The sequence below is a fragment of the Acetobacter orleanensis genome, from assembly GCF_001581005.1.
Taxonomy (GTDB): Bacteria; Pseudomonadota; Alphaproteobacteria; order Acetobacterales; family Acetobacteraceae; genus Acetobacter; species Acetobacter orleanensis.
Map to the genome: position 1 here is coordinate 1 of NZ_LHZV01000042.1, position 26,960 is coordinate 26,960.

Sequence of the window (26,960 nt, forward strand, 5' to 3'; positions counted from 1 at the left end):
CAACTCTACCGCCCGTTGCGTGGCTTTCTTGGTGTCGGCGCTGGCATGAGGACTGTCCAGGACAAAGCGTTTCAGGGTACCGGAGAGCATTAAAGGTTGGGCTTTGGGTGCTTTGGTCGTTTTCTTCACTGTCCGGGGTTTTGGCATCGGTGCTGAAACTGGCAAGGACCCCGTTTCCTGAGCAGATGAAGGCAGGTTCACGCTCTGCAAATCCCGCAGTGAAACCCGCAGTCCTTCAAGCCTGCTTAAAGCGTCTGGTTCCAAGAGGTCCAGATGGGCCTGTATGAACAGTTCAGTGGTTCTGGCGTGAAGCAGAGAAGCGCGTTTGCGGGCTTCGTTCTGGTAGCCAGTTTTCAGGGAAACCCAGATTTCCCGCCGGTTTAAGGCTGCTCGCAGGGCAGGGGGAACGATACGGCGGAAGTGGTAGGTAGTGCCTCGGACACGGAGCATAAAATCTTCCCTCAAGTGGGGAAGGACGATGGAGCAAAGACAGCCTTTGCCCCTCATTCAGCCGAAAAATCGTGCTATTTCAGGTGTCTGTGGTGCGAACTGCGGGACTCGAACCCACTGAAGCAAATCGTACAATCTATAACGTATTGTTTTCAAACAATATTCTGAACGCTTGTGTAAGAGTTTGTGTAAGACTTTGTGTGAAATCGGTCAAGGTTTTTAAGGGAAGCAAATGCTGGGACACACAAGCTGACTTTTGGAGCGCGGATGATCCCAGAAGATTTGGTTTCCTGCTTGCAAACAGCGTGGTCAGCAGTTTCTACATGACATGCTCATTTGTAGGTATGTCTGCATCAACATTAATGGGCAAACCATAGCAGTTTAGAATGCGGTAAATATGAGTTTTTGATATCCCTGTTTGTCTCATAATTTCCGCTACACCTAATCCGTTGGTTTTGAGTTGTTTCACTCGACCATGGTCATAAGATTGCTTACGGCCTTTATAGACACCTTCTGCCTTGGCTATGGCGATACCTTCAAGCTGGCGTTCCTTTCTCAGTTCAGTCTCAAATTGAGCAAAGACACCAAGGAGATTCAAGAACATTTTCCCTACAGCGTTGGATGTATCTATGGGTTGCTGAGTGCAAATTAATGATACCTTTTTATCTTCCAGGTATCTGACAATATCCTGCAAATCACTGATTGATCTCGCTAACCTGTCGATACGAGTGACCACCAACGAATCACCGGCCCTTAAAAACTGGAGTAAATTATCCAGTTCCTTTCTGCCTTCCCGGCTAGTTCCAGAGACCTTTTCACCGCGGATAATTTCACATCCTGCATTTTGGAGTGCTGTTTCCTGTATGGTCAGGTCTTGATCTGATGTGCTTACTCGTGCGTATCCGTATTTCATACCTTTCGTTCCTTATGGGTTATAGGGATGGCGGGACTAACCGTTCCCTAATTCCATTATAGACCCTAAAGGCACATAATACCGGGGTAGGGGGCTATGTCCCTTTAGGGACTACCTAAACGAAACGACAGACTTAGAAAGTCATTAAAATGATGGTGTCTTCTGTAAGGTTTCAATGGCTGAAATTACTTCAGAGCCCAACTGGCGCGTATTCCGTGCATTACCCATATTATTAAGAAGGTTGACGCCGAGTGAGGTAGCGAGTTCACGTAATGCAGGTTTAGTCACAGTTTCAGGAATACCATTTTTTTCTATTTGGATTGTCCCACTTTCGTATTCAATGATTTCATAAGGGCCATAGGATGCCCGCCTGATCTGTTTCTGATCATTTAAGGGTATCAACACCTTTTGTTGGTAAGGAGAGTAGATAAAGGAATCTTGTGTTTCTCGGCACTGGAGCCAAAAATCTGAAGCAGATTTATCTTCGATTTCCTCAATGGAAATCTCATCACCATCAAAATTTAGCCGTAGGACAATGACACGATGAACAACATCCAAGGTATTTTTGTTAAACCGAATATATTGAGTAGAAGTGACAGTTTTTACGGATATCTGTTCGCCCTCGACTGAAACAACATCGTAGCCTTTTTGATTAACTTCCAGAGCCATTTGACCTCGGGTTTTCATGGCGACATAAAGTTCACCAATTCTACCAGTCAGATGTCGTAACTCAGCGGGGTTTACACCCCATTGGACTTCTTTTTCTAGCCACGCTAATGCATCTCCAAGAGAGCGGATGATCTGTATTTGTGACAGTCCCATCTTCTTCAGCGGACCTTATTCATATCGATAATAAAACCTACAGCTTGAAGTTCCCGGGCGACAGCGTATTTCCACATTCCTTCGCTATCCATGTTCGTGTAGACAACACCACTAATATCCGATGGTGTTTCAATATTCTCTTTTTTCAGAGCACAGACACGATCACGTCCTAGCTTTGCGGTCAGGTAACCATGTTCAAAAATAACATTTTGACGTGCCCGTGGTTGTTCGTCTACTTCAGAAGAAATTCGTCCAAGATCGCAAGGCGTATATAAAACTATAGCAAATCCACAATCTGTTTCTTGTTCTATTTTTTCAATAATAGTTTTTCCTGAATTTATTTGTTCGTGTAAAACTACGGCATCTAAACCTAATGCTTCGATTAATCGGGCCGTTTCTGTTTTTGCTAGATTATCTCGGCCGTGAACAATAAAAACCCTCTTTGAAGAAAAAATATCATTTTTGTTTCCTGTATTTGTGGGTATTTTAGTGGAGATTGATGCTCTGACAGAGTTGAAAACTGAATTTGTTATATCAGTCAGACCATTTTTTTCGCGAACTATTGTCTCGGAAGTTAAGACTACAAAAAATCCTTGAGGTAATTTTTCGTAAGCTTCTTCTTGAAGGGTTGCTATAGGCTTAGGAGATTCTTTAATGGAGATATGCTTGATATCAGATTTTTTTATGAAATTACCTTCAAAATGGAGATCTATATTTTCAAGGAAAGGTCGAACAACATTTTGTTTAATGCTTTCTAAATCTGTTGAATCATATTGGATATATGTGCGGTAATCATCAGATTTGGTGAGTTTTTCATTTGTTTGTACAATAACAAAATAATACATTATCGAAATTTTCCTTAGCTTTCCAGAATATCCAGTGGAGGCAACCCGTTCACGATTTTCATGGTTTCCAGACTGATAGTAATCACACGTAAGAACAGTTCCAGCGGGTAACGTGGGTTATCCATGGTCTCAATAGCCCAGTCATTGGCATCATTGACGATACCGCTGGCTTTGTCGGTCTTCACGCACTGACGTTCGACAACCCAGTCCAGAGCAGATTTGCCATTTACCACGTAATCATAGGCTTTCAGAGGAATGCCTATGACGGTGATACGGTCATTATAATGTAGGATACTTTTGTCTTTCCCCTTGCCGTATTTCATCTTTTCCACCCGGAAGGCTTCAGGTGTCAGCGGTCCTTTGCCGTAATCGATCTTGACGCCTTCATAGATGGGTTGGCTGTCGAAATTGACATGCATCTCACCAAGTCTGCGACCGGCATCAGAGAACGCCCTGAAAGTCTCATATGTCTTTACACGGGGAATACGGGGGAGTTCCTTTCGTAAGGTGTCCGCATAACGTTCCCGATACTCAGGGGAATGCAGAAGGCCATAGACATAATAGAACAGGTCTTCCTTATTGATGACCCGACCTGGATAGGCATCCTGGAAATGCTTCAGCCCCTCATCGGTGATGGCGTCCTGTCTAGTCAGTCTCCCCTTGGAGGAATCTGTCAGTAGGTCGGGATGGTCTGAGGTATTTTTATTTTCGTGATATACGAAAAGTGGGAAACACTGAGTCCCTCCATCTGATTGGAGATCAAATATATTGTTCGTCATTATCACAAAAAAGCCATCATCTGGTACGCGTGCTTTGATGCAAATAAGAAAATTTTCCTCGTTGCCATATGGGAATACGTAAGGCATACGATATCTATTTTCATTTAAATTTGCGTCATAGTATAAATACTCATGGCAGTATGGTCGAAATAAAGATTTCGACATATGGTGTTTCTGGAATGATATTTTTATTTTCTTTTGAGATTTTTCTCGAAGAATCCAAGACCAGCTTATATTCTTTGGATCATTTGCATCTCCATGAAATTTGTGGGATGTGCATGATTCATAAAAATCAAGCATTCGCTTAACATTGCAAACAACCTTGCTGAATGAAAATCCATATACCCAAGCGTCTCTATTGGTTTTCACACCAGCGGAGTAATTGCTAAAAATTGTAGTTTCATTTGAATTTTTTTTGTTTCCTAAAGAAATAAAATTTCCAAAACTGTCGTCTCTTTGTCTGAGCCAATCGCCATGATCATCAGGTAGGATGCTGTGCCATAGACCTGTATTTGTTATGCCATTGACGCTGGCCAGTTCTTCAATGCGTTTCAGCTTCTGCTCACGGGTCAGATAATCTCCTATGTCATGGAACAGAATACGTCTCTGTTCCTTTGCATCCGGGTTCTTGACCATGATAGAAATAGCAATCGGAGCACGACTCCCGGCATCAAAAATTTTGCCACCTTCCTTGCGAGAGGTTTCGCCTGAGGTCCGCTGATTTCCACGCAGATGGAAAACATGAATGGAGGAGAATTCCTCTGCCAGACACTGACGTAGGCCATTGGAGTTCTTGGCGTCCAAGAAACCTGCGTTAGTCACAAATCCTATGACACCCTGTCTGCCAATACGGTCTGACGCCCAGCGAAGACTGCGAATGTAGCTATCGTAAAGACTTCGGGGATTACCAGATGACCGTGCGACATACGTTTCTTTTAATCGCTTATCCAGAGCGGGATACGATACGTTCTGGTTATTGTCGTTTCCGCTTTCCTGACCAACCGAATAAGGCGGGTTCCCCATGATAACCCGGATATCGAGCTTTTTCTGTTTTCTGATACGCTTATTGTTGTCTTCCAGCGTGGACCCGATCAGATCATGCGGTTCACTGAGACGGAAGGTATCCGTCAGGCAGATGCCTTCAAACGGCTCATAGGCTCCGTCCATCAGGTCCGAGAATGTGGCTTCGATATTGATGGAAGCGATGTAGTAAGCCAGCAGGACGATTTCGTTGGCATGAAGCTCCTGCCGATATTTGTGCAGGAGCTGTTCCTTTGTGATCAGACCACTCTGCAACAGGCGGGTGATGAAGGTGCCGGTGCCTGTAAAGGGGTCCATGATGTGGACGCCCTTGCTTCCCAGCGTCTGACCGAATTCGTTTTGCAGGACGTCGTTGATGGAGCAGATAATAAAGTCCACCACCTCAATGGGGGTATAAACGATGCCAAGCCGTTCCTTCAGGCGGGGGAAAGCTGTCTGGAAAAACCCGTCATACAGTTCCTTGATGACCTTCTGACGACCATAGGCTGTATCAATCCCGGAAGCACGTTCCCGCACATTGGCATAGAACGCTTCCAGCGTGTCCGCTTCCTTGTGCAGGTTGTGTCTGTCCAGAGCATCCAGCACGGACTGCATGGCCTTTGACATGGGATTGTCGAAGACAAAGCTGTGTCCTGAGAACAGGGCTTCAAACACCGGACGGGTAATTAGGTGCTGGGCTAGCATCTCGATGATTTCCTCATCTGTGATGCTGTCGTTCAGTTCTGAACGCAGGTCTCCCGCAAACTGCTCAAAGGCTTTACGAGCCTCAACATTCTCCCGGTTCTCAAGAATGGTGGTGATACGGGTAATGTGGGTCTGGGCGATTTTTGCAATATCACCGGCCCAGTCTTCCCAATGGTGGCGATTGCCAACTTTCTTGACGATTTTCGCATAGATGGCGCGTTCGATTTCCCCGACTTCGAACTCCATTTTGAACTGTTCTTCGCTGGGACGAGAAGCTTTCTTTCCAATATCGTAGGAAGAGTGAGCCTTCTGGGCTGTCCCTGTGGTCAGGGCTTTTGTCTTCGGGGTGATCGTCTTTGTGACAGCGATCACTTCCATGCGGGATGTGTCAGGTTTTGCCTGAAGGTCCATTTTGTTGACCATGCTGTCAAAGCGGTCATCATGGGACCGCAGAGCCTGAAGAACCTGCCAGACCACCTTGTAAGCCTGATTATTGTCCAGTGACTGTTCGGGAGGTGTTCCCGCTGGGATGACAACAGGCAGAACCACATAGCCCCGTTTCTTGCCTGGTGCATTCCGCATCACGCGACCGACTGACTGCACCACATCGACCTGAGAGTTGCGGGGTGTCAGGAACAAGACAGCATCCAGAGCGGGGACATCCACGCCTTCAGAAAGACAGCGGACGTTGGACAGCACCCGACAGGTCTTGTCCGGGGTTTCCTCTTTCAGCCAGGAGAGTTTGCCTTCCTTTTCACTGGCATTCATCCCGCCATCGACGTGTTTCGCTTCGCAGGTCAGACGTGCCTCTGGCTCGATACCGTCCTGTTGCTGATATTCTTCCACCACCTTCTGGAACATGTCGGCAATCTGGATGGAACTGACTTTGTGGGCGCGTCCCTTGTAGTCAGGGGAGATGACCTGACAGAACGCCACGGCCCGTTTCATTGGGTCGGGGTCTTCCACGCCATCCTGTGACAGACCGATCTTGGCCAGAGCTTTCCAGCATCCCACAATCTTGGAAGCGTCATCGACCTTCAGGCCATTATCAGGATCATCCAGAAGCTTCTGAAGCCTTGCGCTGACAGTTCCCTCATCCACGGCCAGCACGATCACCTTGTAATCAACCAGCAGTTTGCGTCTGACGGCTTCGGAGAAGGTGATGACGTGGAACTCGGGGCCAAAAATCCCGGCATTGTTCATGCCATAGACGACGGCTCCTTCCTTTTCGGCCTTTTCCTGAGCCACATCGCCATAAATGCGGGGGGTAGCGGTCATGTAAAGGCGACGCTCACCGTGCAGATAATCCTGATTGTGAACCTTCACAAAGGCGCTGTCGTTCTCTTCCCCACCAAAGGTCACGCCTGTTGTCCGGTGAGCCTCATCGCAGACAATCAGATCGAATTCCGGGAAATCGTAGTCTTTCTGGGCCTGACTGATGACATCAATAGAATGATAGGTGGAGAACACCACCGTCATATGGGTGGCGTCATGACGTTTCTGATATTCGGTCGCCAGTCGCTCGGGGTTTGTGGTCGCAGGATAACGAAGCTCGTGAACCTTGACCTTGATTTCGTCGTCGTTGGACGCTTTTTTCTTTCCCACATCACTGTCTGAACAGACGGCAAAGCTATGCAGGGGAACCTGACTTTCCTGGGTCCATTCCGTCAGGGACTGGGAAAGCAGGGATAGGCTGGGAACCAGAAACAGGACGCGACCACCAGCGCCAACCAGTTCTTCTGCCAGTTTCAGGCTCGTGAAGGTCTTACCCGTTCCACAGGCCATGATGAGACGGCCTCGGTTATGGGTCTTGAAGCCAGCCAGTACATTTCCGATGGCTGTTTCCTGATGTTCGCGGGGCTTCTTTTTCTCCCGCAGGACAGGCTTCTGTTTTGGTTGATACTGCGACCAGTCAATGACACTGGTTTCAAGGTCCAGCAGATCAATCTTGCTGACTGGCGGGTGCTGGTTGGCCAGTGTGTCTTCGGCGTTGCTGTTCCAATGGTTTGTGGTTGCAACAATAACGCGATGAGAGAACCAGCTTTTGCCGGACGCTGAAAAGAAGGTGTCGATATCCTTCTTGGTTATCTTGTGGTCAGGACCATAGAACTTGCACTGGACAGCATGGAGATTGCCTGTGCCCCGCTCTCTGGCCACAAGGTCGATGCCTGTGTCCTTGACAGGATGACCTTCTTCCTTTGCCCATTCCTTGTAAGGCCAGACCTTGTCATAGAGATCGACATAGCTGGGTTCTGTCCGCAGGTAGCAGACCACCAATTCCTCAAAATACGTCCCTTTTTCGCTCTCTGTGACGGCCATATGGCGAAGCGTATCGAGAAGCTGAGACAATGCGGACATGGAAGAGAAACCCTGACTTGTAACAATAGGTCTGTTTTGCCCTCTGGCCGGACAACCGGCAAGGGAGGGAAGACCTGTCATGATAGCGGGGAGCGCTTTCGTGCTCGGGCAGGAAAAATTCCGTGATTCACATAATAAGAATTATTTCATCCTTATTGTCTGAATTTCCTTGTGCCGGGCTTTCAGCTCTTCGTCAGACAAGGAGTAGGCGATAGCGATGCATTCTTCTTTGAAAAGATCACGATCAAGTTGCTGATCATATTTTTCCCGCCTGGAACGGGCTTGGGTTTCGTAGGAGATGACTTCCTTCCGGATATTCGCCATCCGGGTGGTATGAGCCTTCATGGCAGGTGAATATTCTTCTTGTTTCTTTTGTTGTTCTGAGAATTGCCTGCAATGTGTATTCCATTCAGCGTCATACACACTTCTGTATGCCACATAGATATCAATATATTTCTGCTCGTCTTCCGGCTTTATACCATTGACGATGAACGGTAATATATCGAGAGCCTTCTGAATTGGCCTGTCATATTCGTTCCGATGGAACATTGTTCCGTAGACCAGTTCCCATATGAATACGTCTCTGAATCTTACAGTTGCATGCATGGTTCTCCGGACGTCCTGATTTTTTTTGCTCTCCCTCAGATCATGTTGAAAACTTTTTCTGGCAATGGAAAGCTGGATGCGGGACCAGAACTCATCGTGCAATTCCACTGGAATAAAGGAGAGAACATCCTGTGTGGTAAACTGGAAAGAGATGTCTGAGCGACGTACGAAAGCATTGTCCAGAAATCCCGCAGTAGAAGACCACCCCTTATGGACAGGACGAGCCATCACCTCAATCACGGCGTCTGTGATCCCACCGGTCAGAGCCTGACGACGCTTTTGCCGTTCCAAGGCTGACATGGGCTTGCCTGTTTTTGCTGGCCTGCCACGTTTTCTGGGAGCCGGAATTTTCGTTTCAGTCACGTGTTATGCCATAAATTATTGTGATTCACATAATTAAAAGAAAAATTCCGCCAGTGATAGCCTCGTTTTTCACTGGTTCTGACAGTTTTTCAGGAGTGGAGATATCTTCAGTGTTCTGGTTAAAAATTTGTCCCAAAATCACCTGTTTTTGGAATATGCATTATTTGCATGTCATGCGTTTAATAATGCATAGCTGATACAGAGGTTAAGGGACGGCTTTCAGGCTGTTCATGGCTCTCCATGCCGTCATACGTGATACCTGAAGCAGTTCACTGACTTCGCGGGAGGACAATCCTCTTTGCTTCATAGCTCGTGCCTGAGCTGTTTTTTCAGGCGATAGAGTAGAACGTCTTCCGGGGCGTTTTCCCTTGGCTCTGGCGACATCTAGGCCAGCCATGATCCGCTCACGAATAATGTTGCGTTCAAACTCCGCGAAACCAGCGAGAAGCAAAAGGAACAGGCGACCACCTGCGCCTGAGGTATCAATCCCAAGGTTAAGGATACGCACAGCAATCTGCCGTTTTTTCAGTATGTCTATTAAAGAAAGAACATCCACGGCATTACGGCCAAGCCTGTCGAGTTTCGCAACCGTCAGCGTATCACCTGCCTTCAGTCGATGAACCAAACGGCTGAGTTCTGGTCTCTGCTTCCATGATGTTGCGCCTGAAAGCGTCTCGGTAATGACGCGGTCGGGTGGTATCCCTTCCTTCTGAAGATCGCTGGTCTGGCTGTCGGTGCTCTGCTTCGTCGTACTGACTCTGGCATATCCATATCGTGTCATTGTTCCTCTCCTTTATTGATACATGATCTTGGTATCCGTTCTCGTGTTTGGATGCTTAGGGAGAAGTGTAACAAAAACAGGTGTTTAAGGGATAACATCCGGTGGATTTTTCCGGGTTTTCCGGGGGTGTTCATAGGATGGAGACATGACAATGACGATGAAATCCCGCCAGTTTCCGCCGGTTTGGTAGCTTCTTATGGATATTGAGGTCATGGGCCAAACATTCTGGCTGAACGGAATCAAGGGGACTGTAAAAGACGTTCGGAAATGGACATCGACTACAGTTCAGTCGACTGGACAGGGTACGATTACCGACCTTGGGTATGGTGTGTACAGGACAAGCGCTCCTCAGATATCCAGCACAACTCAGGAACACCAAGATTTCTGGATAGTTTCTCCCGGTGGCCGACAGGAGAAAGTCGAAGTAAACGGTGATATTGGTAATGGTCAAACAGTATTGGTAGTCTGGGGAAGCGTTAAAGGTAATAATAACGGGTATAATTTAGTTGTCAGGAATTTCACGACCAATCAAGGCTGGAATCTCCTCAGGTGTCTGCCAAATTCGATTGCTTACAAAGGCACTAAAGAGCTAACGCTAAAATACCTTGGTTATATCTTTCTTCCTTTTATAATTCTGACTCTGGCCTACAGTAATCTTCCTCCTCGAAATAACAATCTTGGAGGTGTTTACCATTCAGATAGAGACTATCGCGCCACTCACCCGACGTTCACTCAATCAGATATCCTTCCATTTCTAAATATCGATATCTTTATGGCGATTCCGATATTGATATTCGTTGGTTATCGAAAGCGAACCAGGCTGATTTGGCAAAATTATAATACTGCAATGGTTTGTATCAATCAGGCCATTAACAACAATCCTCAATTCGTTAAATCTCTGGAATCATGATGAAAAAGATATTTTTCATTTTTACAGCCTTTACTCTTGCTCAACCTGTGACCGCATCTGCTCAGACAATGGTACAGTGCATGATGGCACGTAATCAGGGTATGATATCTCCTGCTTGTAATAAAATTCTTGGCTTATCGACAGAACCGGCCAAAGTTCCCGAAGATAACGGCGGTCTGCATCTGAAGCAGGTTATTGACTATAAAGCGCCATCTAACAGTGTCGGACAGGCGTCTATTCTCGGCTTGACGTTGGGAATGTCATTAGAAGACGCAAGAAAAATCATGACGGCTCATTGTGAGGGCGAACCACATCAGAGCAATACTTTTTTGACAGTGGTACATAAGGGAGTGCAGGTTAAGACACAATTCTTCCCGATGCAGTTAGGATGTTTGATAAAGGGAGATGGTTTGCGCGTAACATTTTCTCCGCCCGTTTCAGGGAATGTCATAACGAAGATAGAGAGGACAGTTTCTTACCCTGCTGATGCGTCACCAAGTTTTACTGGCCTCAAAGCGGACTTGGCTGAAAAATATAATATCCATCTCATGAAAAATGATACTCAGGACATCATTTACTCATTGGAAGATGGGAGCATCAGTGAAAGACCAGAAGGTTCTCTTCTGGTGCCAACACGGAAAAACCCGGATTACGCACCGACAGCACAGGCATATATATTTGTTAACATAAGAGGCGTGTCAGGAAATCCGGAGAATGTTTCATATATGGAGATTTTTCTCGAAGATACAGGGGCAGAGAACCGCTTGAATGATGAGGTAATTAAGCAAATGAATGCCTTTGTTGATGACAAGCTTTCCACAAACACAGTGAAAGCAACATTATAAAAACACTTTTTATGCTTCATCATGGGGAGGCGCTATAACAGTGCCTTTTCTGATATCTCTGGAAATGAGATGGTAGAGAATAAGAAAAAACTCGATAATAATATATTAAATTCATACCGATATAAACTCGGTATGTTGCAATATTGAATAATAATAATTCCTGAAATTCGTTATAATATAAAATATGTATTATAATAGTATTGCCATGCGTGGACTACGTTGATCCGTTTCACGGTTCACTCCGTCCAGACTGGCAAGGGGTTTCACCCCGTTGACCCCATTTGAGTGCAGGAATTTTATATAATGGAAAATAACGAAATAAATAAAGGCAAAGCAGGAAGGCCAAATATGAGACGAATGGAAACCCGTCTCTCCATTCGTGCAAACCGTGAAGAGCTGGAGGCATGGAAGCAAACCGGACGTGAAGCCGGGTTTCATAATCTCGCCAGTTATTTCCGGTCTTTGATGTCTTCCAGATATTTTGTGAATGACGAAAAGAAATATCTTCTGGCAGAGTTGAATGAAGCCACCAATCAGGTTGCACGATGTGGGAATAACCTGAACCAGATAGCCTATCATCTGAATGCTGGTGGACATGAGGACGCATCACGAGCGGTTTCTGAATGTCGTGACATCATCAAGACCATGAAGCGTATTATCATGGATATTCGAAGATGATTATCAGCTCAGAGCCTCTTATTGCCTCTCGTGGGTGTGGGGAGACCTGTGATCATGTTTTTCGGGGCTCTGGAAATGAATCCATAGACGAGATTCAAGGATCAGAGTTTGATGTTATGCAAACTTTTGATGAAGCCAGAGACAACCACGACAAATATGCGGTGTGCCATTTCAAGATCAATCCCAAACGAAACATTACGCATGAGCAGATGTTACAAAGTGTCAGTATGTTGGCTGTGGAATTTGGCTTTGATCCGGATACCTGCACAATAGTCAGACATAGGAAGGCCAAGGCGGGTGAACCTGATGCGGATGAGCACTATCATCTCTATGCATCATGGCGGAATAGTGCTGGCAAATGCCTGGACAGCAGTTACATGAGAGTCAGACAGGAGAAGATTTCCCGGACGTGTGAGGTTTTGTTTGGTCATGACATTGTAAAGGGACGCCATCAGGTTGCAGTCATCCGCCAGCTCCGGGATGAAGGGAAGGCTGATATTGCGGATTATATAGAGGCTCATACACCAGACCTGTATGAACCAGTGCAATCTGCTTTTACAGCCATCCAGCATCAATCAGCCTTGCGTCAGGGGGTTAACCTCGGAAAGCTGAGACAGTCGATCAGAGACCTACGTATAACCTCAGAATCATTTTCAGAAATGGTTGAGGGGTTAAGTGCTCTGGGAGTGAGTATCCAGAAAGGAGAAAAAGCCAATACATATATTATCGTGAATAACGAAAATAATAAGTTTCTTGGTTCTGCCAATCGTCTGTTTGAAATGAAGAAAGGGGAGTTTGCCAACCTGTTTGAAGCCTTACAACAAGGAAAGGATACGACCTTTGCACTGTCTAAGGGTGAGAGCCCAGTAAATGCTTCAGAGATGACAGGTGAGAAGATTCTCTCTCCTATGCCTCAGGTTATACCGGAGAGCACTCTACTGTCGTCTGTGCCCAAACTTACGACCAAAGGCATTCCGTCAGGAAGTGGAGTTTCTGACATCAAAGCAGATCATTTTGCGATGACTGATAGTATGTCGCGTGAACAGAAGGCTTCCATTGCTTTCCAGAATGAAGAAGCCAACCGGAAAGCATCTGTCGAAAAAGAGACACTAGCGAACCAGCAAAAGTTTGCAGATGATCTGTTACAGATGATGTCTGACTTTGATAAGAAATGGAAACATGTTCTCAAAGAGCCCTTTTCTGATCCGAACAGTCGAAACCCTGTGCTGATAAGAGAAAAGCATGAGAGCATCCTGAAGCCATTAAGAACCAGATATCATGTGGAACGGCAGAAATGGTTTAACGGCTCATCCACACGTAAGGCGCTCCAGGAATTCAACAATGCCTTAAAGAAGCTGAGATATGATAGAGATGATTTTAAGGCGTTGGATATTCTGAATAATGAGAGTGATTTTTTATATTGTTTGAATTGGATGGCGGATTTCTACGTAGCTGGTCGTGAAAGAAAGCTTCGGGAATGGCAGACTGATAACTCTGTTAAAAGCTACCTGAAGGCAAAGAAGGATTTTGATGAGCTATATAACTACATTCAGAAAACAGGAGATGTCGAACTTCTGCGAAATGCTCTAAGGAATCCTGTTTATGCATTCCAACAGATGAGGAAAACAAAAGATATTGAGGCAACCATGACAGCAATGAATCAGAGTAGGGATAAAGCCATTTCAATAGAGAAAAAGAAAAACGTGAACAATGATATTATCCCTGTATATACATAGATTTTTTCATTTATTGTTGATTTTAATGTATAATCATGGTAGATATAAAAAAGCCCTTGAGAGATTGGCGTCTCTAAAGGGCGGGATTGCAGGGAGGAGGAAGAGAACGCCCCCGCAAGAGATTTTGTTAGGTTAGATTGTAGATAGAGTAATTATAGCACAACGTCAACAATAAAAATAGAATTTCTTTCTTTTCCTTCTCATGGTTTTCAAATGAAGACTTTCTGTGATCCCAATTTTTGGGAAACAGAATATGGAACAGATATGTAAAAAAGTTATTGAAGAAAATGATATTCCTGAGGGAAGGGAACGCCTGAATGAAAAGAGGTTTTCATCTGAAAGCTTTCTGTCCCCTGACATTTCGACATTCTGGGATGTTTCAAGATTCCCGGCAAATCGGGATGGTTCTGAATGCTATGTAAGCATTTTAGGATTCTGGAAAGATTTCTGGCGTCCAAAATATTATGATCCGGCCACTCAGGAACAAAAGCCAGGTAACAGAATCTTCAGAAGGTATTTTCCTGCGACAGAAGAAGGAATGCAGGGAATCAGGGGCTTGATAGAGAGCAATAAATTTGAGGCTCTGTATCGTTCTCAGGCATTCTTTCCGAAGATTAGAAAGACCCAGAGAAAAGAGGATATTTCAGCCATATCTCATGCATGGCTTGATCTGGATATCAATAAGCTTGGTGAAAAACGGAAGCTTATCAGGGGAGACAGGGCAAAAGGCATTTTTGACAGGTGGGTTGATAATGATCACTATCGTCCTGAACTCTTTCAGGAATGGCAATCTCTGGATGATTCAGGCAAAGCTGAATGGCTTATTTCTCATTGCGTGAATAACGAAATACCTGAGCCTACGGAAGTTGTGTTGTCTGGTGGTGGTGCCTACCTGTTATGGCAATTCACAGATACCGTGTTTATCAGAAGGCGACGCAGGAAAGTTGGGCAGAAAAATTCACCTCGCTCTTATATTGATGTCATTGAGGATATTCACAGGAATCTGCGTAATCGTCTGGATTATCTGATGGCAGATATCACACCATGTTCTGCTCAGACTGTTTTGAGGATTCCAGGATCAATCAATTACAAATATTCTCCTTTGGGACATTCATGCCGATCAGTGTGGTTTAACGCAGATAATCGTTATAGCTCGGATGACTTCAAACAGCGTGTTCTGGGTATTGCACCTTATGCAGGAGCGGAACGCTACCGTCAGGCACAGGAAATCGACGTTATTAGGAAGAAGGCACGTCAGCAGGGAGAGAAGACCTACAGGGACAATGCCCAGAAATGGAGCCAGAAGGCATCTCTGAAGGCTGACAATCCTGATAATGGGAATATCGTCCAGTTTCCTGTTAAAGCCTCTAAAAACTCACCCTATAAGCAATCAAGGCGTATCATTGGTGATCTGAAGGAACTGGCAAAGCTGAGATGGGGTGGAAGTGTCATGGAAGGTTACAGGGATATGTTCTGTCATATCGCTGTTTCCATGGCGTCAGCACATTTCCAGAATAATCCCAATGAGCTGTTGCCCTATGTGAAAGCCCAGATGGAAGATATTATTCCCTCTGATTATCTGACTCAGCATTTTGAAAGCGATAATATCACGAGCCTGAATAAACTGATGACTGCGTGTGATGTGTCTGATGTGAAACCGGGTTTTTGCTCATGGCGTTATGCCTACAGCATTGATCGGATCATTGAAAAACTTGCGATCACCGAAGATGAAATGAAGCATCTGGATTGTCTGGTTTCCAAGAGCATCAAGAAAGAAAGGCGGAAACAGACTGACAAGGTTTATCAAGCCAAAAAGCGCAGGAATGCAGGGTCTGTCAGAAGAGAACACTATGAAGGGGAGGCATTGTCCAAAACAAAACCATGGGAAAAACTGGGAATATGTCGCAGGACATGGGAAAGACGACAAAAGAAATTCCAGAGAGCTTCTGTTGATAGTGACGTTAAAAGCTCTGAATCAAACCTTCTGGCAAATGTTGGGTGACTAAAATTTTCTCACCATGATTTTCTATAGGTTCTTATTCTGTTTTGATATGTCGCAAGTCTATCGCAAATAATATATAGGTTCGTAGGTTGGGGTGTAGGGGTAAAAGTTTTCATAGACCAAAGATTTGTTATCATGTTTCCAATTTATTGATCTTCAGAATTCAGAATTCAGAAATTAAGGGAGAAGGGAAAAGGAGGGGGTAGGTCCAGGATGCCCCTGCCTGCTTTTCCCATGGATAAGATGCCGGCAACTCACATGAGAAAAAATTATAAAAAATAAAAAAGTTTTCCCCTGAAACTTATAGTCATCTACAGCTAAAATCCTGTGGATTATTGGCATTACGATTGTTGCGGGTGAGATGCCACTAAAACCCTATGGAAATGAATTTTATACCTCTCCCATAAGTGTCCTGATATCCCAGAAATCCGGATACTGCATGGACTCAGCCACCTGAACGATATTTTCAAGATCGATACCATCAAGATATCGCTTTACGCCTTCTGAGTGATGTCCGTATTCATGGCCGAGAAAGTCATCAATCCAGAGTTCTCTGATGCCGGTGTCGCCTCCGGGCATATTTCTGAGTTTGGTGGAGACATTATGACGAAAGCTGTGAAAAACAACAGAAGAGGACTTAATGCCAAGCCTATTTTTGAAGGTTGAGAATTTTCCTCCAAAACCTACGCTTCGTTTTTTATCTCTCCCGCTGAACGTCAGTTCGTTAAAGAGGTAATAATTGGCACTCTTGGCCCATTCCAGAATACCAGCTTCAATCAGTTTTCTATGGATGGGAACAACCCTTTCACCGGCCTCAGTCTTGGGGTTCCACGCCTCAGCCGGTCTGTTGCGTCGTGGCAGATGCTCACAGATATTGAAACACCAGACACCTTTGATGTTAATGATATCTAGCTTTCGCAACCGGCATATTTCCTCCAGCCTCATCCCGGTATACGACCCAATTCCAACAATCATGCCAAATGTTCTTTGTGAAATTTGGCCGGGAGGCCATGGGGTGTTGATGAGTTCCCGCAGGTCGTCCTCAGGCCACGCTTTATAGCCATCGCCCTTCAGTTTTCGGCCAAAAGACCAGTCTTTGAAGACATTGGAGCCTCGGTTCACCAGTTCCTTTTTCTCATGGAAGGTCCATAGGATCGACATCTTGGAGAAATGGTTCTTGATGGTTTTGGTTTTGAGAAGGGCTTTTATGCGGTTCCGCTTTGCATATTTAATAAGTTCATCAACCGTAAGTTCTTTGGTTTTACCCTTTCCATAGGTACCGGGAATTTGGGTCATCATTTCGATATATTTATCGGCGTGCTTACTGGAATAAGTGCGAATAGGTTCATCGCCATTGATTTCAATCCATCTGCGATAGACGTTAGTCATCATAGCCAGTTCGCTCTTTGGCTTGGTTTTAATCTCTGGTGACGTCATGAAGGTAGAGACTGCTTCCGAGAACAGGGGAGAGGGTTTCACTTCCAGTTGTTGGAAGACAGGAGCCAATGTTTCCCGTAACAGTGCAGACTGATTTTCAAAGACCTTGATGGTTTCCTGATGGCCTTGGACTCTGGACGCAAGGATTTCACCTGAACGGCTCAGCTTTTCCATTGCGGGTCCGGCTGTATCCTTGAGATATCCGGTGAGCGCCGTCATGCGGTCTGTCTCTCTGACATGGGACAGGAGATGTTCAGCGTTGATGGTCTTGTATTGGGAGATCAGCGACGCAATTTCGAGCTCATATGACTGGATTATGGCCTCTAGGAAATTCCTGGCATTATCATTGTCAAGATATGATCGTACGCACTCTGTCAGACTGTCTCTTGTTTCCTGAGCTCCGCTGGTTTCCGGGGGAAGGATGGAGCGTCTGAGAAGGTCAGCATAATCCTGCTTTTCCTCATCCGATATAATCCACGGTTCATGAGCCATCGCGTGTTCGATCTTTGCAAAAAGTGCCTGTGTCCGTTCGTATGCTGTTCCAGCACGGATCAGTGCGATTTTCCTTGATCTGGTGAACAGCGAAAAGCAGATTTCATTCTTTTTAAGAGCATCACGGAAATGTGATGGAACTCGTGTCCTGAAATAGAACCCTGTCGCCCGGCACTGGAGCATGTTCCTGCCTTGTTCATCGTCCCCCGCCAAAGCTTGTGTAAGAGTTTGCGGGGTCTGTGTTTCTGGAAATCCAGAATAATGAACAAAAACAATGAGTTATGGTGGTGCGAACTGCGGGACTCGAACCTGCATCAACCCGCAGTGACACTTTTCTAACCCCTTGAAACAGCAAAAAGAATACGACGTGCTGTCTTCTGGTTGGCGTTTTTGTTCCCGACGTTGGTTAAACAATCTGGGAACGTGGAGAAGCCAGTTTAACCCTAATCGACAGTTTTCTGAAAGGGGTTAATGATTGTCACCATATCGAAAATCTTCTGACCATTCTGCATATCTTCGGACAGTAGGGTTTCGATACCATTGTCTATGGCGCAGGCCAAAATCATGGCGTCATAGGTTTGGAGCCCATAGCGTTCAATGATGGCCCAGCCCCGACTGTAAACGGCCTCTGTGATGGGGTGAATGGTGACCAGCCCTCGGAAGTCCGTAATAAGTGTTTTGATGTCGTTCAGCGGAAGTTTTGTTTTACGTCTTAGCGTGTTGGTCGCTTCGTTGAGCGTCTGCACCGAAATATGACACTCTTGATCCAGAAGAATACTGTCAGCGATACCAGCCTTCTCTGTCCCTTCCTCCATCATGGCATAGAGGAGGATGTTCGTATCCAGAAAGAGAGACATTAGTCTTTAGGGCGTTCAAAGCGAAATCCTGAAGGCAGTTTTTTGCCGATCTCTTTCAGGGAGCGGAGTGCTTCTTCTTTGGATTTGAGGCGCGTAAAAAGAGCCTCGACATTGTCGCCTTCCTGAAGGCCGAGTTGTTTTACAATGTGTGAGGGAATGCGAACAGCCAAGCTGTTACCCCATTTGGAAACCTGCATAAGAACCTCCCAGACAATAGATAAACAAAAATAATTTATGTATATCTATTTTGCAAGATGATTCAGCCTGATCCCGGTTTTCTGAAAAGCATTTCATGTGTCACAATGAGTGTCAGATGGAAATTCTGTCGTCGGTTTTGGTGTGTCATGAGACCGGGCAATTCGGGAGACGGCACTTTCACTGAGTCCATAGGTCGTTGCCAAGGATTTGAGAGTCATTCCGTTTTTCCTTTTTGCTCTGATTTCCCGTTTTTGCGAGGCGGTCAGTCTCGAGGGTCGTCCCATCGGCTTTCCCTGCTGGATGGCTCTGACCCGCCCTTCGGATGTTCTGGTTCGGATCAGATCGCGTTCGACGTCAGCAAGGCCTCCAAGGACAGCAAGCATCAGTCGTCCGGTGCTGGTGCTGGTGTCGGTCCACGGTTCAGCTATTGAATGAAACTGTGCCTTTTTATTCGTAATATCTTTAACTATAGAAAAGAGATCGAAAGTACTGCGGGCGAGTCTGTCGATACGGGTGACAACCACGACGTCCCCTTCAGTAACCGAAGCAATCAGTTTTTTGAGCTGTGAACGCTCGGCATTCGCACCGCTTGCTTTTTCGCGGTAAATTTTTACGCACCCAAATTCTTTTAAATTTTTCACTTGTATATCAAGGGTCTGTCCCACTGTACTGACCCGTGCATATCCTTTTTTCTGACCCACGTGCCACCCCTTTACCTTGCAGGAAAGGGGCATCTTATCACGATGTTTGTTTGATTAAATCCTGATTTACGCACGTGAGGTAAGTCCCACCTGCTCCATGAACTTCTCCTCAGTTTTATTTCATAGAAAAATCGTTTGCACAACAAAAACATGAGTTTAGGCATAAAAAACCTAACAAATTTTCTTGCGTAAATCAGGAGTTATTCAAATGACAGCAGCATTGGTTCAAAGTCACTCTTGGTGTGGCTACTGTGTATAGTAGTGGGGACTTATCTGCTCTGGCTGGCGTAAGTGGCCTGTCGTCTATTGTTGTCACGAAAAATGCTGATACTCCTGCTGGAGATTCGGTCGTTGTGGATCTTTCTACCCCAATAGCAGGTGTCAATGCTCTTAATGCCATTACAGTGGAGAATGGTGCCACGGCTAAGGTCGGCGGTGGTCTGTTAAATGCGACCGTAATTAGTGCTCTGAAAACCGACGGTGGTATTCTTGACCTTCAAGGAACTTTAGTTGGTGTGTCGGCCTTGAAGCAAGTTTACGTTGGACCGTCTGGTGGTCAAATCACGATGGAGCCGACGGGACTTGATGTTGGTTTGCTTTCTGTCCCAGTCATTTTCCTAGATAAAGCCGGACTGCCAACAAATACAATCCCTAAAGACTTTGTCATGGACTTTCCTCAGGTTAGTAAGCCATTGTTTGGGGATAAGCACATAACAGCAAGCTATAGCACGGTTACAAATACAACGACGATTGGTCCGGGCATTAGCGTTGGTGGGGTAGTCAATGTCGGTCGTGTCATGGTGCTTACTGGAGACCCATTTGATCTCAAAGATACCGGAAAAGATTATGGTTTCGGGTATTTTGCGAAGGATTTCACGCAAGATGATGGAAAAGGTGGTATTATTACCTGTTTCCTGCCGGGCAGCATGATCCGCACCACGACTGGCGAGGTGGCAGTCGAAGACGTTCAGATCGGTGATGAAGTTATTGCATTTGACTGGCGGAATAATACGGACATCGTGCGGCCTGTGGTCTGGGTTGGTAAAGCGCACGTCAACGTTCGCCACGGTTTGCCGGATGACGAGGCAGGCTGGCCTGTTCGTATTCTTAAAGACGCCATTGACGATGGTGTTCCTTATAAGGACATGCTGATTACATCGGAACATTGCCTATTTTTCAAAGACCGGTTTGTGCCAGTGCGTATGCTGGTCAATGGTGTGTCCATTTTCTACGACAAATCTATTTCGTCTTATGATTATTACCATGTGGAAACCGAACAGCATTCTGTTATCACTGCCGATGGCATGCTGACCGAAAGCTATCTGGATACCGGAAATCGCTCTTCTTTCCGGCAGGAAGGTAAGGTTGCTACTTTGCGTGGCGCAGTTAAAAGCTGGGAAGACGATGCCGGTGCTCCGCTGGGTGTTGAACGTTCTTTTGTGGAACCACTGTTCCGCGCTATCGAATGGCGCGAAGACAAGGTGTCAGTACAGCAGGTGCCTGCTGCCCCTGAATTGACCAATGATCCAGACCTGCATCTGGTAACGACCACAGGTGCCATTATTCGTCCAATGCGTCAGACCGCACAGCACTATAGCTTCATGCTGCCACCTGATACGAAATCGGTTAGCATCGTGTCACGTGCGAGCAGACCGTCTGATGTGATCGGTCCTTTTGTGGATGATCGCCGTTACATGGGCATTGCAGTTGGAGAGGTTCGCCTGTTCTGCGCAAAACGGCAATTTGATATCACGTCCCACCTGATGGCTGAAAAGCCTGCTGGTTGGCATGATGATATGGCTTGGGATGGTGTTGCGTGGACAAGTGGCAACGCAGAACTCCCATTGGGTGACCATCTGACACACGGAAAAATGGGTATCCTGTCCATCACCGTTCGTGCAGCCGGCCCTTACATCGTAGACAATCAGAAAGCGACAAAAACGGCAAAATCTGCTTAATCATACTAACAGTTTAAGCCGTTATGCAGGCCCTGTCTTTTCTGGCAGGGCCTGTTTTCATTATGGGCTTCTGGAGTGCCTGAATCAGGCCGTCCTCCAGAGGCGTCTGTAATGCCAATTTTGTAAATTCTGCCCGCTCAGCAGAAAATGGCTTGCTATTGAGTAGAGATCGAAACAGGGACATATCGCGACGGGCCTGTTCCTTGGCAGGGCGGTGTTTTTCATTCCAGTCGTAAATCTGTCTCTGACGTGCCCGACTTTGTGCCTCAAACTGCTTGCTCAGCCAGTCTTCACGTTTTTTCGGATTGGCCAGAGCAGCGAATTCCGCATCATATTTCGTTTTGATGCGCTCCAGTCTGGGTCTGTTCCGTTCAGTCACAACAGGGCGTATCGGATCAGGCGGGAGAGATCTCAGACCAACAGTAAAGAGCAGTCCTTGAATAGCAAACCGCAGCACTTCCAAAAAATCCAAAGAGGTCTGCTCAAACTTCCTTTTTAGGCCTCTCTGTTTTCCACTCAGTCTCTGCCAGACGCTTTTCTCAGCTTTCTCGGACGCCGTCTTTGCTGCGCAATAGCGATCGTAAGCGTTTCTCAGTTGTTTTTCGTAAGGCTGAAGGTCTTTTCTCCATTGCGCCAGAATGACGTCCTTGTCTGGCAGGGGACGCTTCATGGCAGGAGCTCGCTGGTCAAGGATGGCTTGTCTGTCCTGAAGGGCGTTTAAGAGGAGACGTCGCAGGCGGGCTTCTTCCACAGTTCTGATAACGGGGCCAATGTGAGGGACCGCCTGAGGGGAACGAACGGGCCGGTCCACATCCGCAACCCGTTTGCGATAGAGGTCTTGCTGAAGCTTGCTTCTCTTGGGGCGTCGGATGAGGGCTGGCTTCTGTCTGGGAGTACTTTCTTCTGCAAGCAGTTTGCGGAACTCTGCCATTCTGACTTTGACTAGGCGCGTGAAACTTCCAATCAGCGTACCATTCTCATCTTCAATGATATGGGCGCCGGGGCGTGTTTGTTGTCGATCGCCTTCCCGTAATCTGAGACCATGTTCCGCCAGTGCTGCGCGGAAGGATTTCAGGCCGTCCGACTGAGACCATAGGGTCGCCACCAGTGTTTTCCGGGTAGCCAGATCAACACCCTGCCGTTCCGCGATCCGTCTCGCCTGTGCTGTGTAGGCTGCGCGGGGTTTGAGATCATCGGAAGGAGGGATAAGCGATTCAACCTGTTCGGCTTCATGATGGTATCCCTGCTTGTGGAGGGCTTTTGCAATGGCCTTATCATGTCTGCCGGGCACCAGAGCATGCCCTAATCGTAGTTCTTCCAGTCGGGCGGCTTTCTCAAGGCGCATCCAGCTAAACCGGCTGCTGAGCACATGATCTTGCTGCCATTCTGGCAGAATCAGATGTCCATGGGTCGTTCCTGCCTTCTGGTGAATGATGAGGGTCATATGACTGGAATCAGCTTTCAGTTCCTGGCACAGACGACCGGCAAACTCGGAAAGCTGGACGTCGGTCATGACTTGTGCCGGATTAAAGGCGATATGGCGCAGGCCATAGGTTAGCCCCTCGCGCTTTGCCTCCCGCATATGGTCACGCATGAGCCAGTCTGATCCGGCCAGAACGCGAATGGCTTCATTTTTCGTACCATGCAGGACATGACGACTCAAAGCGCCCGCACCGCTGCGCGTTTTAATTCTGCTTTCCTTGACAATCATGGCGCAGGGCCACAGGCAATCAATGCATGGTTACAGTCGTGTCGCATTTGCGACGGGCTGTTCTGCTGCAAGGATTTTTGCGAGATCGTGATAGAATGAGGTCGAGTTGATGGATCAGGGTTTCAATGTCGTCCAGCGCAGAACCGCAATGGACTGTATCGCCACAGTTGGCTGAATGAGCAAGCTGATTGAGGTTGTTGCCAACGCGGGAAAGTTGGGTGCGTAGTCTGCGCAGTTCGTCCGAAACGGGCGGACTATCCTCCTCGGAGAACTCAGCGGAAACTAGTAAAGAGCGTATCCAGTCAGAAGTGGTCACATGACCATGACTGCGCGCGAGATGGTTCCAGAGTATGAGTTCGTTGGGTGAAGCACGGACAGAAAGGCGAGAAGTTCGAGATGCAGGCATAACTGGTTTTCCTTCCAAAGAGGGGGTTAACGGGGGAGATTTCTCCCCCTTACCAGCTTGTCAAATGCACCCCTTGGGTAGCCATTTGACACTGCTGGCTCCCTGTAAGGGTAACCTATTGAGATGCCTGATTTCCTGTTTTTGTTTTGTGTGTTTTTTAAATGACGATGATCTATTGGAATAGATCAAAAGTGTTGTTTGTAAACCTTATGGTTCTTAAAGGTCTGGCTCTGTCTTCGTAGGAAAGACAAAGCCAGAAGGAAATGTATATAGGGTATGACTTTTTTAGGACGCAGCTTGTTCGTATAGATCGGCAACACGTTCCCAATCGACCAGATCAGCCAGAAAGGCATCCACATATTTGGGGCGCATATTACGATAGTCGATGTAATAAGCGTGCTCCCAGACATCACAGGTCAGAAGAGCAGTATGTCCATGGACAAGGGGAGTGTCTGCATTTGCCGTTTTGGTTATGGCCAGTTTTTCGCCATCATGAACCAGCCATCCCCAGCCACTCCCAAATTGGGAAACGCAGGCTGTTTTGAAGTCGCTTTTAAATTGGTCCAGAGAACCAAAGTCTGCAATCAGTTGTTTTTCGAGAGAGCCGGGAATGGAGCCTCCGCCCTTGGCTTTCATGCTTTCCCAGAAAAACGAATGGTTCCAGTGCTGGCCAGCCTGATTGAACAGCACTTTTTGCGTCTGGTCCTGAGCGGAACGACGAATAATGTCTTCAAGGGATAGCCCTTTGAACTCCTCGCTTGTCGTCAGTTCATTCAGTTTGTCGACATACGCCTTATGATGTTTCCCATGATGATATTCGAGTGTTTCTGCTGACATATAAGGGGCAAGAGCATCCATGGCATAGGGGAGCTCTGGTAACTGAAACATACTTGTTTGCTCTTTCTATTGGCCCGCATCTTATGCGTTGTAGCTTTTTACAGGTTCTGATGTCGGGCTTGTGGGGGGCATGTAACCTGCAATCTGATACACCCTGAGCGCAGTGGCTCTGGCGTGCGTAATGAGATCGTCTCTGTCGTGATGATGGTCAAAGAGAGCATCTGGATAGTCGGTCAGAAGGCTGACGATGGATGGAAGTTGTTCGACGCAGGCCAGACGGGCTTCCAAAGGCAATGTCGGCAGAGACGATGTCTGAATAAGTGCGGTGCAGGCATTTTTCAAAAAGGAGAGGGATTTTTTCAAGTCACCCTGATTTTTGAAAAAATCTACACAATTAAGGTAGGAAATGGTCAAGATCACAGGTGAAGAAAGATTCTGCCCTGATACTTTGAATGTATCAAAAAGTGTTGTTGCTGTGGTGAGGGACGCCTCATAGCCTTGTTCGGCTTTCTTCAGATGGCCAAGGGTGAAGGCGTGATTGGCCTGCCGTGTGTCTTCTTGCCACATGCGTTCAGATGGGGTGGTCGGGCCGATGGAGAGCACCCTTTTCTCGCCTTAATCTGTTACCGTATCGCGAAGAAAATAGCATAAACGTCATAGTATGCAATATGCTATATAGTGGAATGTGTTCACATTGCGGGGCTCATGGGCAGATCACCGAGGGTACGGTGATCTGCTTTTTAATGATGGAGATGATTGTTTGGATATTGATCCTGCCTCATCAAACAGATTGAATGCATTCTTCAGGATAGTGAAGGGCTTCGATCACTTGTTGAAGATTGGCGACTTCAATTCCGCTCGTATAGTTCATGGTGCCTTGAGATTTATGACTGGCTTCATGCCCGAGCACAGTATCTATCCACAATTCCCGAATATGCGCCTCTTGGTTTCTGAGTTTCGTGCTGACCGTATGACGGAAAGAATGGAACGTCACAGCATCGGGAAGACCAAGTCGTTTTTTGTGCTTTGAAAACGAGCGGGCAAAGTTGTCGCCGAGTTCACCAGAAGTAGAAACCGTCAGGTCCGGGAACAGATATTTTTCACCATTGTCCTCAAGTAGATTCAGCCCCTTCATTCTGAGCACACTGGAATGAATTGGAATGATGCGGGTGCCCGCTGTGGTCTTTGGTGACCAGCCATCTTCGGGGTGAGGGCGGACATGGAAGCAGGGCACCCCGTCGATGACTTCAATATCCTGACGTCTGAGGTTGCAGATTTCACCTAACCGCATGCCGGTGAACATGCCGATGCTGATAATGCCTGTCCATGTCCGGTGAGAGACAGCCGTTCCCGACCACTGAGTGCGGGCGAGCAAAGCCAGTTCGCCGTCAGTCCACCCCCGGCGGACAATCTTTTTGGTGACATTGAAATCCCAGCCCGACCAAGGGTTTTTGTCGGCAAAGTCTCGTTTGACCAGATGTCCCCATAACGCGGACAGTCGGGAAAAGTGGTTTTTGACGGTTTTCCCGCCAACCGTTTCCAAGCTTTGTTCCTGAGCCTGTGCAATGACAACACGTAACGGGAGAACAGTCTTGCCCTTCCCATGTGTTGCAGGCAGGGAAGAGAGCAGGTCAAAAAATTCTCCCGCCACGTTGCCGGTAATCTGTCGCACGGGCATGTCGCCAAAAGCTTCAACAAACAGGCCAATAGTCTTCTGAGTGCCCTTTATGGTGTCAGCACTCTTTGTCCTGTCGGAATAAATGAAGCGTTCAGCCATGGTCGAGAGAAGAGGGGAGGAGGCTTTTGGGGCAGGCTTGGGCTCTTCCTGCACGGATGGGGTTGGTATCTGAGGAGCAGGCTGGGCAAGATGCACAGGCTGACGGCTCTGGATACCAACGATCATACAAGACAGACGGTCAGCTTCCGCCTTGAGCATCCTCTTTTCCTGTTTGCTCAGGGCAATGCCGGTGGTGAGCTGCTGACGCAGACTGTCAAAGCGCTGGCCGATCTCGCGTATCTTTTTTGAGCTTTCATCGAGGAAAGCGTTTTCGCTCTGAATTCTTTCGAGCAGGGCCATGTTATGGGTGGCGTCGCGAATTTTGCGGTCAAGGGCATGGCACTCTTCGGCCAGGGCGAGCGTCTCTTCCTGATCCCTGATTGTCTGGGCCTGAACAGCAAGCAGGTCTTTCATCAGATCGGTGTCAGGCTTCTCGTCCATCATCCTTGCCCTTTCAAAGAGTGTGCCCGTGGCTGCATAGAGGGCAGCCGCCCGTTCTCGGGCAATCAGCTTACTCTGAGTTTGCAGGGAAAGGGAGATTTCGGTTCTGCCGAGGCAGGCTTGCACGGCCTGAGGAACCGCGCGACGGAAGTGGTAGTGAGACCCAATGAGTCGGAGCATCTGCGTTTCCCAGTCTGGGAAGACAAACGGGAAAATCCCGCAGACCCGTCAAATTCTCATTTTACTATTATATTTCAAGAGGTTAGTGGTGCGAACTGCGGGACTCGAACCCGCTCTCCTTGGTCGCAACCAATCATACAACCAATTGAAAT

At 46.9% G+C, this 26,960-nt stretch carries 22 protein-coding genes; 6 read left to right on the top strand and 16 right to left on the bottom strand.

The genetic code is table 11. The annotated features are described in order from the left end of the window. The 7 genes from AD949_RS01890 to AD949_RS01920 all read right to left on the bottom strand — a co-directional run. Nucleotides 1-450, bottom strand: a 450-nt coding sequence (locus tag AD949_RS01890) for a DUF6538 domain-containing protein (protein ID WP_346186930.1), incomplete at its 3' end; no start/stop codon positions are given. Between the two features lie 319 nt (nt 451-769). Continuing rightward, nucleotides 770-1,363: a recombinase family protein gene (locus AD949_RS01895; protein ID WP_061504602.1), complete on the bottom strand. Its 594-nt coding sequence runs from the start codon at nt 1,361-1,363 to the stop codon at nt 770-772. A gap of 144 nt (nt 1,364-1,507) precedes the next feature. After that, the gene (locus AD949_RS01900; RefSeq protein WP_048837002.1) at nt 1,508-2,185 is read right to left on the bottom strand and encodes a DUF6998 domain-containing protein; all 678 of its coding nucleotides are present in this window, start codon (nt 2,183-2,185) and stop codon (nt 1,508-1,510) included. Nucleotides 2,186-2,190: 5 nt separating this feature from the next. Next, nucleotides 2,191-3,030, bottom strand: a complete 840-nt coding sequence (locus AD949_RS01905) for a TIR domain-containing protein (protein WP_052944621.1) — start codon at nt 3,028-3,030, stop codon at nt 2,191-2,193. 14 nt (nt 3,031-3,044) lie between these two features. After that, on the bottom strand, nt 3,045-7,892 hold the full coding sequence (locus tag AD949_RS01910; protein ID WP_082786021.1) for a DEAD/DEAH box helicase: 4,848 nt from the start codon (nt 7,890-7,892) through the stop codon (nt 3,045-3,047). A gap of 141 nt (nt 7,893-8,033) precedes the next feature. After that, complete coding sequence (locus AD949_RS01915; protein ID WP_141325473.1) at nt 8,034-8,861, bottom strand: hypothetical protein; 828 nt, start codon at nt 8,859-8,861, stop codon at nt 8,034-8,036. Between the two features lie 205 nt (nt 8,862-9,066). Continuing rightward, a complete protein-coding gene (locus tag AD949_RS01920; protein WP_048836836.1) occupies nt 9,067-9,642 on the bottom strand; it encodes a recombinase family protein in 576 nt (191 codons plus the stop codon). 196 nt (nt 9,643-9,838) lie between these two features. On the opposite strand from AD949_RS01920, the gene AD949_RS01925 reads away from it, so the two are divergent. The 5 genes from AD949_RS01925 (at nt 9,839) to AD949_RS01945 (ending at nt 15,813) form a co-directional block, all read left to right on the top strand. Next, nucleotides 9,839-10,552: a hypothetical protein gene (locus tag AD949_RS01925; RefSeq protein ID WP_048836835.1), complete on the top strand. Its 714-nt coding sequence runs from the start codon at nt 9,839-9,841 to the stop codon at nt 10,550-10,552. After that, entirely contained in the window at nt 10,549-11,397 is an 849-nt protein-coding gene (locus AD949_RS01930) for a hypothetical protein (RefSeq protein ID WP_141325471.1), read from the top strand. Before AD949_RS01925 ends, AD949_RS01930 begins: the two co-directional genes overlap by 4 nt. Nucleotides 11,398-11,745: 348 nt before the next feature. After that, nucleotides 11,746-12,075 (top strand): plasmid mobilization relaxosome protein MobC, encoded by a 330-nt coding sequence (gene mobC, locus AD949_RS01935; RefSeq protein WP_244463444.1) that lies wholly within the window; start codon nt 11,746-11,748, stop codon nt 12,073-12,075. Continuing rightward, the gene (locus AD949_RS01940) at nt 12,072-13,811 is read left to right on the top strand and encodes a hypothetical protein (protein ID WP_048836832.1); all 1,740 of its coding nucleotides are present in this window, start codon (nt 12,072-12,074) and stop codon (nt 13,809-13,811) included. Before mobC ends, AD949_RS01940 begins: the two co-directional genes overlap by 4 nt. Nucleotides 13,812-14,064: 253 nt before the next feature. Further along, nucleotides 14,065-15,813: a hypothetical protein gene (locus AD949_RS01945; protein WP_048836831.1), complete on the top strand. Its 1,749-nt coding sequence runs from the start codon at nt 14,065-14,067 to the stop codon at nt 15,811-15,813. Nucleotides 15,814-16,203: 390 nt separating this feature from the next. Here the strand turns inward: AD949_RS01945 and AD949_RS01950 are convergent, their stop codons facing one another. The 4 genes from AD949_RS01950 to AD949_RS01965 form a co-directional block, all read right to left on the bottom strand. Continuing rightward, nucleotides 16,204-17,925: a DUF6538 domain-containing protein gene (locus AD949_RS01950; RefSeq protein ID WP_244926396.1), complete on the bottom strand. Its 1,722-nt coding sequence runs from the start codon at nt 17,923-17,925 to the stop codon at nt 16,204-16,206. A gap of 260 nt (nt 17,926-18,185) precedes the next feature. Then, nucleotides 18,186-18,599 carry a PIN domain-containing protein gene (locus AD949_RS01955; protein ID WP_061504605.1) on the bottom strand — a complete coding sequence of 138 codons (414 nt, stop codon included), beginning with the start codon at nt 18,597-18,599 and terminating at the stop codon, nt 18,186-18,188. Then, the gene (locus tag AD949_RS01960; RefSeq protein WP_048836938.1) at nt 18,599-18,796 is read right to left on the bottom strand and encodes an AbrB/MazE/SpoVT family DNA-binding domain-containing protein; all 198 of its coding nucleotides are present in this window, start codon (nt 18,794-18,796) and stop codon (nt 18,599-18,601) included. The genes AD949_RS01955 and AD949_RS01960 overlap by 1 nt, the downstream gene beginning before the upstream one ends. 93 nt (nt 18,797-18,889) lie before the next feature. Continuing rightward, a complete protein-coding gene (locus AD949_RS01965) occupies nt 18,890-19,498 on the bottom strand; it encodes a recombinase family protein (RefSeq protein ID WP_244463460.1) in 609 nt (202 codons plus the stop codon). A gap of 353 nt (nt 19,499-19,851) precedes the next feature. Between AD949_RS01965 and AD949_RS01970 the strand changes: the two genes are divergently transcribed. Further along, nucleotides 19,852-21,456: a Hint domain-containing protein gene (locus tag AD949_RS01970; protein WP_306308934.1), complete on the top strand. Its 1,605-nt coding sequence runs from the start codon at nt 19,852-19,854 to the stop codon at nt 21,454-21,456. Between the two features lie 13 nt (nt 21,457-21,469). Here AD949_RS01970 and AD949_RS14405 read toward each other — a convergent pair whose 3' ends face one another. The 5 genes from AD949_RS14405 to AD949_RS01990 form a co-directional block, all read right to left on the bottom strand. Beyond that, complete coding sequence (locus tag AD949_RS14405; RefSeq protein ID WP_244926395.1) at nt 21,470-23,119, bottom strand: hypothetical protein; 1,650 nt, start codon at nt 23,117-23,119, stop codon at nt 21,470-21,472. Between the two features lie 67 nt (nt 23,120-23,186). Then, entirely contained in the window at nt 23,187-23,573 is a 387-nt protein-coding gene (locus tag AD949_RS13585; protein ID WP_082786022.1) for a MobC family plasmid mobilization relaxosome protein, read from the bottom strand. A gap of 285 nt (nt 23,574-23,858) precedes the next feature. Next, a complete protein-coding gene (locus AD949_RS01980; protein WP_048836850.1) occupies nt 23,859-24,461 on the bottom strand; it encodes a superoxide dismutase in 603 nt (200 codons plus the stop codon). A gap of 30 nt (nt 24,462-24,491) precedes the next feature. Continuing rightward, complete coding sequence (locus tag AD949_RS01985; protein ID WP_048836851.1) at nt 24,492-25,013, bottom strand: hypothetical protein; 522 nt, start codon at nt 25,011-25,013, stop codon at nt 24,492-24,494. Nucleotides 25,014-25,191: 178 nt separating this feature from the next. Continuing rightward, a complete protein-coding gene (locus tag AD949_RS01990; RefSeq protein ID WP_061504606.1) occupies nt 25,192-26,808 on the bottom strand; it encodes a DUF6538 domain-containing protein in 1,617 nt (538 codons plus the stop codon). Between the last annotated feature and the right edge of the window lie 152 nt (nt 26,809-26,960).

What these genes read in the sequence shown, in the direction of transcription:
- AD949_RS01920 (WP_048836836.1), bottom strand. Translation starts at nt 9,642, where the DNA reads ATGACACGATATGGATATGCCAGAGTCAGTACGACGAAGCAGAGCACC.
- AD949_RS01895 (WP_061504602.1), bottom strand. Translation starts at nt 1,363, where the DNA reads ATGAAATACGGATACGCACGAGTAAGCACATCAGATCAAGACCTGACC.
- AD949_RS01925 (WP_048836835.1), top strand. Translation starts at nt 9,839, where the DNA reads ATGGATATTGAGGTCATGGGCCAAACATTCTGGCTGAACGGAATCAAG.
- AD949_RS01930 (WP_141325471.1), top strand. Translation starts at nt 10,549, where the DNA reads ATGATGAAAAAGATATTTTTCATTTTTACAGCCTTTACTCTTGCTCAA.
- AD949_RS01910 (WP_082786021.1), bottom strand. Translation starts at nt 7,892, where the DNA reads ATGTCCGCATTGTCTCAGCTTCTCGATACGCTTCGCCATATGGCCGTC.
- AD949_RS01960 (WP_048836938.1), bottom strand. Translation starts at nt 18,796, where the DNA reads ATGCAGGTTTCCAAATGGGGTAACAGCTTGGCTGTTCGCATTCCCTCA.
- AD949_RS01990 (WP_061504606.1), bottom strand. Translation starts at nt 26,808, where the DNA reads ATGCTCCGACTCATTGGGTCTCACTACCACTTCCGTCGCGCGGTTCCT.
- AD949_RS13585 (WP_082786022.1), bottom strand. Translation starts at nt 23,573, where the DNA reads ATGCCTGCATCTCGAACTTCTCGCCTTTCTGTCCGTGCTTCACCCAAC.
- AD949_RS01945 (WP_048836831.1), top strand. Translation starts at nt 14,065, where the DNA reads ATGGAACAGATATGTAAAAAAGTTATTGAAGAAAATGATATTCCTGAG.
- AD949_RS01950 (WP_244926396.1), bottom strand. Translation starts at nt 17,925, where the DNA reads ATGCTCCAGTGCCGGGCGACAGGGTTCTATTTCAGGACACGAGTTCCA.
- AD949_RS01980 (WP_048836850.1), bottom strand. Translation starts at nt 24,461, where the DNA reads ATGTTTCAGTTACCAGAGCTCCCCTATGCCATGGATGCTCTTGCCCCT.
- AD949_RS01900 (WP_048837002.1), bottom strand. Translation starts at nt 2,185, where the DNA reads ATGGGACTGTCACAAATACAGATCATCCGCTCTCTTGGAGATGCATTA.
- AD949_RS01955 (WP_061504605.1), bottom strand. Translation starts at nt 18,599, where the DNA reads ATGTCTCTCTTTCTGGATACGAACATCCTCCTCTATGCCATGATGGAG.
- AD949_RS01940 (WP_048836832.1), top strand. Translation starts at nt 12,072, where the DNA reads ATGATTATCAGCTCAGAGCCTCTTATTGCCTCTCGTGGGTGTGGGGAG.
- AD949_RS01905 (WP_052944621.1), bottom strand. Translation starts at nt 3,030, where the DNA reads ATGTATTATTTTGTTATTGTACAAACAAATGAAAAACTCACCAAATCT.
- mobC (WP_244463444.1), top strand. Translation starts at nt 11,746, where the DNA reads ATGAGACGAATGGAAACCCGTCTCTCCATTCGTGCAAACCGTGAAGAG.